Origin of the sequence: Nocardia tenerifensis NBRC 101015 (assembly GCF_000308715.1) — a bacterium.
In the GTDB taxonomy this organism is placed as follows: Bacteria; Actinomycetota; Actinomycetes; order Mycobacteriales; family Mycobacteriaceae; genus Nocardia; species Nocardia tenerifensis.
The window spans coordinates 35290-43497 of sequence record NZ_BAGH01000055.1; the positions used below are offsets into that span (position 1 = coordinate 35290).

General features: G+C 55.3%; 3 protein-coding genes. 2 read left to right on the forward strand and 1 reads right to left on the reverse strand.

What is annotated here, in order from left to right:
- Positions 1 to 641: 641 nt before the first annotated feature.
- Both ON39_RS46950 and ON39_RS46710 read left to right on the forward strand, forming a co-directional pair.
- Positions 642 to 3080, forward strand: coding sequence for a class III lanthionine synthetase LanKC N-terminal domain-containing protein (locus ON39_RS46950; protein ID WP_146251080.1), 2439 nt, complete (start codon positions 642 to 644; stop codon positions 3078 to 3080).
- Between the two features lie 452 nt (positions 3081 to 3532).
- On the forward strand, positions 3533 to 5353 hold the full coding sequence (locus ON39_RS46710) for an ATP-binding cassette domain-containing protein (RefSeq protein ID WP_157195406.1): 1821 nt from the start codon (positions 3533 to 3535) through the stop codon (positions 5351 to 5353).
- 64 nt (positions 5354 to 5417) lie between these two features.
- Here the strand turns inward: ON39_RS46710 and ON39_RS04785 are convergent, their stop codons facing one another.
- Positions 5418 to 7490, reverse strand: a complete 2073-nt coding sequence (locus tag ON39_RS04785) for a M13 family metallopeptidase (RefSeq protein WP_051186309.1) — start codon at positions 7488 to 7490, stop codon at positions 5418 to 5420.
- Between the last annotated feature and the right edge of the window lie 718 nt (positions 7491 to 8208).

Below are 8208 nucleotides of genomic sequence, written 5' to 3' on the forward strand. Positions count from 1 at the left end.
AACACCCCGTCGCCAGGGTGAGAGTCGCGGGGATGGTCGCCACAGCGAGCAGAAATGCGCGCCGATCGAGCCCCCTCGGTATGCCTCGACTGCTCATCGATACCTCCACGTCGTCGGATCGGTGCTTCGAAGCCTCGACAGCACGAGACGTAGCCAAGACACACCGGCTTCTCGCGAGTAGTTTCTCCCTATTGAGGCGACATTATGGGAAGCTAACGCGGGCGGTAGCATCTTCGTACTAAATCTAACCGCCGGGCGCATCGACCGGTAATTCATTCATGATCCCACCGTGCGTCACCAGCGACATCGCTACACTGGTGCAGTGTCCCGGGCGGCTCATCGATGGCGTGGAAACGGTTGAAATAAAGGAACGTCTCGACGTGAAGTAAGAACTACTACATGCACTGACTGCGCGCAAGGTGCTCGGGTTGGATGGCAGCATTCCGGCAGTGGGCTTCTGGCAGGCATTGGCAGACTCATGGCAGGTTCCGATATTGACGTTCGAACCGAATCGGTGAAAAGTTGACACAGCGTACAGCAGTGGTCAACATTAGGGTGAGCGTTTGAGATTCGAACAGTACTGCATAAGTGATCGCGAGTTCTATACGGACCCGGGCTCTAGGGGGGCTTATGAACTGATTGTGCTTGACGCGGATTTGACTGGATACGAGGTCGTCTCAGAGGGCTACTGGACCAATCTGATTCCAAAATTGGGTCCGCAGATCGATATCCAAGGATGGAAGATTCATCTGAGCGCTGCGTTCGGTCGTGAGCAAGAAGTCATTAAAGCGGCGGTAGATATTTGCAGCACACAGTCAATGCCCTTCAAGTATGTATCATCCATTCCGCAGTACCGTTTGTATAATTCCAAGCATGCGAATCGTAGTACTGCAGGAAAGCTGGTTACGATATATCCGAGAATTGATCTTCTGGAGCAGACACTCAGGAGACTCGATGACCATCTTAGGCATATTGAGGGTCCACATATCCTCTCCGATGTACGCTGGAGTAATGGGCCGGTATTCGTCCGCTTCGGGGCATTTAAGCGTATGGAACATGATGGCAAGTTCTGCGTGTTGCGACCTGATGGTTCATGGGATGAAGATCGACGCCAGCCCTGGTTCATCCTGCCGGACTGGGTCACCGTACCGGATTTCTTGAAGCCTGCCGTCGATCGTAAAGAACTATATGACGTTCCGTTCAATGTCGAATCGGTCATCCGACAATCCAACGCAGGCGGCGTGTATTCAGCTTACATGATCGCCACCGGCGAAGAGGTGGTTGTCAAGGAAGGCAGAAGGCATGCCGGTTATACGAGGGATGCTGCTGATGGGCACGCCCGCATAAGGCACGAGGCAGAGGTACTCCGCCGTTTGGCCGGAGCCGAAGCGACCCCTCGTGTCGTATGGGAAGGGGATGTAGGTGGCCACTACATGGTCGCGTTGTCCAAGATGGTGGGTATGACTCTGGAACGATGGATTGTGCTGAACATGCCGCTGTACAGTTCGTTGCCAAAGGATTGGCAAGAATACGCAAGTAGATGCAATCAGATAGTGAACCGACTGATCGATGCTGTCGCCGGAATTAATGCCGCTGACGTTGTTCATGGTGACATTCATCCGCAGAACATTCTAGTCGACCCTAGCAATTTAAGTATTGCTATAATCGACTTTGAGACAGCGACGTCGCTTGTCGGAATGTTGACGCGAGCAATCAATGCTCCTGGATACACCGTGCCGGATGAGATTGAAACTTCGCACGCCGATCGATACGCAATAACGAAGTTGATTACTGATATGCTGACCGCAAGGGTTGAGCATGAAGATATCACCGATGAACGATACAATTGGGCCCTTCCTGTGCTGCTGGAGCAAATATCAGCTAAGAATGGCTCAGCGCCGGCCGCGATGCTTCAAATGATCGAAACGCGCCGCCGTATATTAGTAGATATCGGTTTACATGAAAAATCGGACATCGAGCCACCGGTGGCAAATTTCATTGCTAAGTTGCGCGCCGATATGCCCGCCGTGATGGCGGCATCGCAAAGTAGATTCGGTCACCTGCCCGTACATTACAGTGTGTTTGAGGATGAACTCAGCGGTGTCGGATTGGGCTTTGCGGGTCATGCGATTGCGCTCTACCCTGAACGTGATGAGTCATTGATTATCGGCATCACCAACGAAGCGCAGCGGTCCACCCGAGTAGGGATGTTCGACGGGCTATGTGGCTCCGTGTACGGCCTGCTTCGCCTCGGTGCCGAAACAGATGCTGTAGCCTTAATCGACGGTGTTGACCTGCTCGGTAGTGCACCCAGCATGCGAGTATTCGACGGAGCGGCGGGCATCTTAATTGCAGCGCTGAAGGCGGAGGCGTATGGCGCTGTCGTTAAAAAGATTTCAAGTAACCTCCAACGGGACATTGGCGAAGTTGCGCGTCAATATCTTGCCGCCACGGGCATGGATCATAAAGTACGCAGCATCAGGACGAACAGGTTCGTGTTGCAGAATTCGGGTCTTATGTACGGGGACCTTGGGCTGGCGTGGTTATTCGCCGAAGCGTATATCCGCTTCGGAAGCACCCTTTTCATCGATGCGATGAATCATGCATTGATGAGCGAGCTGCGCAGTTACGAGTTCACACCGGGAGGTGGGTTGCAATTTGAAGACAACGGACGGCTGCTGCCATATCTAGCCACTGGATCGGCAGGATTTGGTGTCGTCTTACACGATATCCCCGCTGACCTCGTTAATCCCGCGGTGAGCGCTGTCATTCCCGACCTAATTACCGCCTGTGCCCCTACGTTCAGCGCAAGTTGCGGTTTGTTCAACGGGTACTCCGGGTTGTTCTATGGCAGAAACGGGCTGAAGAAGTTCATGGGAGCCGATCTGGCGCCGCTTGCAGATCTGGATACCTCGGTCCGCGCCATGGCCGTTTATACCTCATTCGAAGCCTGGGCGGTGCCGAGTGATGAAAACTTTCGGGTTACCACGGATTTCGCGACTGGCGCTAGCGGCATAATTCATGTGGCAAATATGGTCAGATCTGGGTACTACGGGCTGCTTCAGCCTCTACAAACGTGACGCCATGGAACGGCGTTATGAGTCTCGGTAATCACCGAGATGTAGTTTCACGAGAAAGTCAGGAATCGGATGACGCAAATCAATGTCCTCGACCTCCAAAAGATGACAGAGGACCCGGGCTACCCAGGCGAATATCAGACGGCCTGGAGTGGGGTCAGCTGGTCTAAATGCAAGGGCCCGAGTGTGCTTAGTCATAACAACTGCGGTTGGGACTAAGTAGCCTAATAGGCTGTAGTGGCAGCGCTGTTGCACTCGATGTTAAGCATACTAGTGTAACGGCGTTGCCGTGCGGCTACATGAGTCGACGATTAAGCGGGATAATTATATGGGGTGGGACAGTGAGAAAAGTTCGACTTCCCAAGGCGAATGGACCGCAAGCGAGATCACTGCTTTTTGCCCTGGAGAATATCGCTGAGCCCGGGTGGGTGAAGGATCGACACAGTGTCGCATCGGTGAGCACCGTCGACAGCTTCCGCAACCTTCCTAAGACCTTGCGGCTGACGATCGCTACAGGTTGGGGTGCTGCGCCGCTGCTGGTAATTGCTGCCGGAGTAATTAGCGTAGTCAGTGGAATTCTGACAGCGTTCGGCCTATTGGCGACAGCTGATGCGCTTTCTGTGCTTCTGCGAACTACCATTACTCCTGAGCGGATCTCTGAATCAATCCCTGAAGTCTCGCTCGTGCTCGTCATCTACTCGGCGCGCGCCCTGATCGAAAGCCTAGAACGAACAGTCGAAGCGAGCGTGCGTCCCCATGTAGCATGTGCAGCCGAGAATAATCTCGCGCGGGTGGTGTCAGGTATCGATGTAATCGCGTTTGAGGACGCGAGTTTTCGTGAATTGGCGGCACAGGGTGGACAAGCGGGAGTTCGTGCGTTGGCGAACAGTGTGACGCCACTGTTGGGACTGCTGTCATCTATCGCGACGGTAACTGCATCTGTCGTTGCAACATCGTTATTTCATCCATTACTCGCCATAGGCGTTGTCGTGGCATGCGTTCCGTCGGCGTGGGCCGCTTCTCGTAGCAGTAGACTAAACAACTTGCATATGCTTGGGACGGTATCCGATCATTTGCAGAAGTCGATTCTTGCTGAGATATCTACCGACAGTAGATTTGCGATGGAAAGAGCGGTATTTGGGCTTCGAGATCGACTTATTGTCGAGTATGAGCTGGTTTCTAAAAGGTTGTGTCAAAAGGAAATAACGTCAGGGCTGAAGCGAGCTCGTATACAGCTGGCTGGGCGCGCACTATCAGGTTTATCCGGCGCAGTAGCCTTTGGTGTGCTCGCCATTCTCTTGTATACGCGGTGGATAGACGTGGCAGTGGCGGGTGCTGCGGCAGTAGCGATGCGTGTGTCTATAACTTCGGTGACTGGTGCGGCCGGCCGTTTGTACAACCTATTCGAACTGGGCTTCAGCATTGAGCTTTATAAGGATCTACTACGAGGGGCTGCTGAGCGTCGCAGGTCGGTCGGCTCGGTCGCGTTCCTCGAAACGGGTCCTGACATTATCACGATGAGCGCCGTCGGTTTCTGCTATCCGGGCCACTCCCGGCCGTCACTGTGCGATATTAATTTAACAATAGGTCGAGGTGAAGTCGTCGCGATTGTCGGCCGGAACGGCTCAGGGAAGTCGACGCTGGCTAAGATCATCGGCGGGTTATATGTGCCCTCGATCGGGAAGGTCTTTTGGAATAGTGTCGATCTGGCGTATGTGAGAGAGAATGATATTCGAAAGAACGTGTCGTTTGTCGCGCAGACCCCCATGGCCTGGCCCACTACGGCTGGTAACAATGTGGAAATCGGTTGCCATGCAGATCTTCCCATCAAGGAGTGGTGGGATCGGTCGCTTAAGGTTTCCGGCGCTGGTGATGTTATCGACTCGTTGCCACACAAGATGGAAACACTGTTATCGACTAGGTTTGTCGACGGTCGTGATCTCTCTGTAGGCCAATGGCAACGGTTGGCCATCGCCCGCGCACTGGTACGCAATGGTTCCATCTTGATAGCGGATGAAGCGACTTCCGCATTAGATCCGCACGCCGAGAGCCAGGTTCTCGAATTCTTGACCAGCAGCAAAGAGTCGATGAACCAAGTGACGACGATCTTTGTCACCCACCGCATACTCAACGCGCGAAAGGCTGATCGAATTGTCGTCATGGAAGGTGGACGGATCGTGGAGACTGGGTCGCACAATGAGTTGATGCAGAACCCTGAAGGTCACTACCGCCTCATGTACGAGGTTCAGGTCCCGCCGATCAATACTCGCGGCTAATTGTGACTACTTCGAAACTGGGCGAGGAGGGTCGGGCCGTCGATACATGCACGGCCCGACCTTGTTACAGTGCGACGCGCTGGTCCGGGGGAAGGTACAGCCGATCAGATTCTTTGACGTCGAAAGCTGTGTAGAATTCCGGCAGATTGCGAACCACTTGGTTGCAGCGGAACTCTGCAGGCGAGTGGGTGTCGATGGCGAGAAGTCGCTCTGTGTACTCCTTCGTTTGTTTTTCTCGCCAACTGCGGGCCCAGGACAAGAACATCGTCCGGAGATCCGGTTCTTCACCCCTCCGCTGCGCTGCGCGCAGGTAGGCGGCCAGCGCGATCTGCAGTCCCCGGAGGTCCGCCAGGTTCTCTCCGACGGTGAACTCACCGTTGACATGTTTACCTGGATCGACGCCCTCGGGCACGAGCACGTCATATTGGGCGATCAGTTGATTGGTTTTGGCGTCGAATGCAGTCCGGTCAGTCGCTGTCCACCAGTCTCGGCGGTTCCCGTCGCCATCGTACTTGGATCCCTGGTCATCGAATCCATGTCCAATCTCGTGTCCGATGGTGGCGCCGACCGCGCCATAATTGACCGCAGTCTTTGCGTCCTTGTCGAAGAACGGTGGCTGGAGATACGCCGCCGGAAAAACGATCTGATTGAAGGTTGCCTGGTAGTACGCGTTGACGGTTTGTGGGGTCATGCTCCATTCGGCCTTATCAACTGGCTTGCCGAGCTGGTCGAACGAACGCTTCGCTTCGAAATCATTGATGGCACGCAAGGAATGGATTAGCCGGCCTCTCGTGACCTGAAGTTTAGAATAGTCGACCCATTTATCTGGATAGCCGATCTTCGTATCGAATTTTTCCAACTTTGCTATCGCCGCTGCACGGGTCTCCGGTGACATCCATGAGGACTTCGTGAAACTTTCCTTGTATGCAGCCATCAGATCGCCGACCATCTCTATGGCGCGGTCTTTGGCTTTCGGTGGAAAGTATTCCGCCACATACAGCTTACCTAGCTGCTCACCCAGATATTCGTCTATCGTCGCGACTGCAGACTTCCAACGCTCTGGACGCTCGTCCTGGCCGTTGATGATCCGGCCAAAGAAGTCGAAGTTCGCGTCGTTGATTGCCTTGGGCAGAAATTTGGCGTATGTACGAACGAGGTACAACTTCAAATAGTCGCGCCAGAGAGCAATGTCTACGTCAGCCCACAACTTGCCGGCCTCGACGATGTACGAAGGCTGACCTACCACCAACGTTTCGAACAGTCGTTTCGGTTGATCGGTGGTACCGGCCAACCAAGCATCCCAATCGAATTGAGGTGCGCTGGAGATCAGTTCGTTCCAACTGCGGACGTTGTATGTCGCGTCCGCATTTCGATTGCGGACGCTGTCCCAATGCCCAGCCGCGATCCGCTTCTCCAGGTCGAATACCCGTTGTGCCATAGCTGTCGGCTCTGGGAATCCGGCTCCAATGGCGATTCGTTCCAGAAACGTACGGTATCCATCGAGCTGTACAGAGAACTCAGGCTTGCGGTAGTACTGCTCGTTGAGGCCGGTGCCTGACTGAGTCAGCGTCGGAATGTGCTTGGTCGAGTCTTTCCGATCGATGCCGACGCTCAACCCGATGAGGCCTGCGATAGGCAACTCGGCCATGACCTTGGCCAGATCCTGCTTAGCGGTCGCCGTATCGATCTTGGCGAACAGATCCTCCAGCGGTGACATACCCTGTCGTTCGATTTCGTCGAGATCGAGCCGGGCGTCGTACAGATCGCGAATCTGCTGCGCTTCAGAGCCGGCCTTGGGATCTTTGATGCCTTCTATGATGGCGCGGAGTTGCATCTCCGTTCGGTCCGACGCTTCGCTCGATGCCCCCACCGACACCTTGTCCGGCGTCAGTTGAAACTCGCGGAGCCATTTGCCGTTGACGTAGCGATACAGATCGTCCTGTGGACGGATGGTCTCGTCGGCGCCGCTCAAGTCCACCGCGGTGAGTGGTTTGCTCTCGTCGTCCGAGCATCCGACCAGTGCTGCTGCAGCGGGCACGAGCCCGAGCGCGAGCAGGAATGCACGCCGATCAAGGCGCACCGAGTCCGACGCTGCCACCAAAACCCGCTCCCCGGCGCGGGGCTGTTCCCGCACCATCTCTAGTAGTGAGTGTGCTGCGGACGAGGCTACAGGGATTGCCATCTCAGAGAAGCGGTCAGAGGTCGATGCGTCGGGCTGGTGAGTGGAAGATGCTGTAGCGATCCTTGATGTCGCAGCAGGATAGAGCAAAGCCCGACCACGCACTATCTGGTTGCAGCGGAACTCCGGGGGTGCGCGAGTTCGTGTCCGTTAGTCTCGGCGCACTTGCGCTTGCTTGTATCGCCAGTCGTGCGCTTGCGACGGGACATCGATTGGCGGCCGAGATCGCCAGCGCTCCTGCAACTTTCGACGATGCGGAACACGGTTGACGAGTTCATCAGCTAGTGCGGTGCGGCGAGGCCGTCATCGGTGGCGGGTACCGGGTCGCGTCCTCATTCTGGCGCAAGCCATCGATGTTCACGATATGCACTGGGCGATTGAGCTTTCGGCCCTGGTTCGGGCGCGGTTTCACCTGCTGCGTTCCACCAGTCATGCAGGTATCCGTCGCCATCTTGCGCAGGCCTGATCATTGAAGCCGTACTGATCTAAGCTGTGACGACTGGGCCGCCTCCACCGTGGCCCTGTCTCTATTGTCGCCGGGCGGGCCGAGTCAATCGGAGCCACGCCGTTCCTTCGTTGGTCCCAAACGGAACGACCCGAGTGCTGTAGGCCACGGAGGACGGGTTGACCTACCTCCACCGTGTGGAGCAACTCATTCGAACAGGACATCTCGCTG